The 1,911-nt window shown below is 70.6% G+C and carries 1 protein-coding gene and 1 pseudogene; both read left to right on the top strand.

Annotated elements, in window-relative coordinates; genetic code table 11:
* Nucleotides 1–173: 173 nt before the first annotated feature.
* The gene (gene gabT, locus E4099_RS31640; protein WP_135342530.1) at nucleotides 174–1,526 is read left to right on the top strand and encodes a 4-aminobutyrate--2-oxoglutarate transaminase; all 1,353 of its coding nucleotides are present in this window, start codon (nucleotides 174–176) and stop codon (nucleotides 1,524–1,526) included.
* A gap of 262 nt (nucleotides 1,527–1,788) precedes the next feature.
* Nucleotides 1,789–1,911 (top strand): annotated as a pseudogene (locus E4099_RS34705) (phosphatase PAP2 family protein); the annotation flags it as partial.

The following is a 1,911-nucleotide window of genomic DNA, read 5'->3' as shown; positions in this document are numbered from 1 at the left end:
GCCACCCCGCCTCACCGTCCCGCGCGCCTCACCCAGCGGCCCCCGTTCCCCCCGTCGCTATATCCGCCAAGGACAACGCCACGCGCCCAGTGCTCCCGAACGGAACATGCCCGTGGCGGCGCCGCACCCCTAGCCTGCGAGTGAAACCACCTGTTCTTCCCCTGGAGCACCCCATGACCGAACTGTCCGGAGGCCCGTCCCTCCCCCAGGAGCGCCGTGTCGTCACCGCGATCCCCGGCCCGAAGTCGCAGGAGCTGCAGGCGCGCCGCAGCGCCACGGTGGCGGGCGGCGTGGGCTCCACGCTGCCGGTGTTCACCGTGCGCGCGGGCGGCGGTGTGATCGAGGACGTGGACGGCAACTCGCTGATCGACTTCGGTTCCGGCATCGCCGTGACCTCGGTGGGTTCCAGCGCCGAGGCCGTGGTGCGCCGCGCCTCCGCGCAGCTGGCGAACTTCACCCACACCTGTTTCATGGTGACCCCGTACGAGGGCTACGTGGAGGTGTGCGAGGAGCTGGCCAAGCTGACGCCGGGCGACCACGCCAAGAAGTCGGCGCTGTTCAACTCGGGCGCCGAGGCGGTGGAGAACGCGGTCAAGATCGCCCGCGCGTACACCAAGCGCACGGCGGTCGTGGTCTTCGACCACGGCTACCACGGCCGGACGAACCTGACCATGGCGCTCACCGCCAAGAACATGCCGTACAAGCAGGGCTTCGGTCCGTTCGCCCCCGAGGTCTACCGCGTCCCGGTCGCCTACGGCTACCGCTGGCCGACCGGCCCGGAGAACTGCGGCCCGGAGGCCGCCGCCCAGGCGATCGAGCAGATCACCAAGCAGATCGGTGCGGAGAACGTCGCCGCGATCATCATCGAGCCGGTGCTCGGCGAGGGCGGCTTCATCGAGCCGGCGAAGGGCTTCCTGCCCGAGATCGTGAAGTTCGCCAACGACAACGGCATCGTGTTCGTGGCCGACGAGATCCAGTCCGGTTTCTGCCGTACCGGGCAGTGGTTCGCCTGTGAGGACGAGGGCATCGTCCCCGACCTGATCACCACGGCCAAGGGCATCGCGGGCGGTCTACCGCTGGCGGCCGTCACGGGGCGCGCGGAGATCATGGACGCGGCGCACGCCGGCGGCCTGGGCGGCACCTACGGCGGCAACCCGGTGGCCTGCGCCGCCGCGCTCGGCTCGATCGAGACCATGCGCGAGCTGGACCTGAACGCGAAGGCCAAGCGCATCGAGGAGGTCATGAAGGGCCGCCTGAGCGCCATGCAGGAGAAGCACGACGTGATCGGCGACATCCGCGGCCGCGGCGCCATGATCGCGATCGAGCTGGTGAAGGACCCGGCGACCAAGGAGCCGAACGCGGAGGCGGCCGGCGCGCTGGCCAAGGCCTGCCACTCCGAGGGGCTGGTGGTCCTGACCTGCGGTACGTACGGAAACGTGCTGCGTTTCCTGCCGCCGCTGGTGATCGGTGAGGACCTGCTCAACGAGGGCCTGGACATCATCGAGGGCGCGCTCGCGAAGCTCTGAGGCGGGAGTCCGGGCGCGCCGTTCAGGGCCGCCCGGGGCACCGCAGGGGCGCGAACAGGGCGCGGAGGGCCCGTACCGGCAGGTGAGCCGGTACGGGCCCTCCCGTTTGGGATCCGGGCCGCGCCGACCGCGACCAGGCGTGGCGTAGCGTCATCCTGTGCGGGAAGCAGAACGGGGGCAGCGTGAAGAAGATGTGCGGGGGCCATGTCGGAGGGGTGATCCGCCTGTCCGGCGGGCCGCCGCTGCCGTACGGTTTCTGCAGATGAGAGATACACCCCGCTCGCAGGGGACTGCGAGCGATGCCGAGTCGGCGCTTCCCCAGCTCCGGCCCGGTAGTGCCCTCGCGCACACCACTGGAGCCTCCGGCTCCGGATCTCCTCACCGA

The sequence above is a fragment of the Streptomyces palmae genome (genome assembly GCF_004684805.1).
Taxonomy (GTDB): Bacteria; Actinomycetota; Actinomycetes; order Streptomycetales; family Streptomycetaceae; genus Streptomyces; species Streptomyces palmae.
This window is presented reverse-complemented; position numbering and strand designations above follow the sequence as displayed.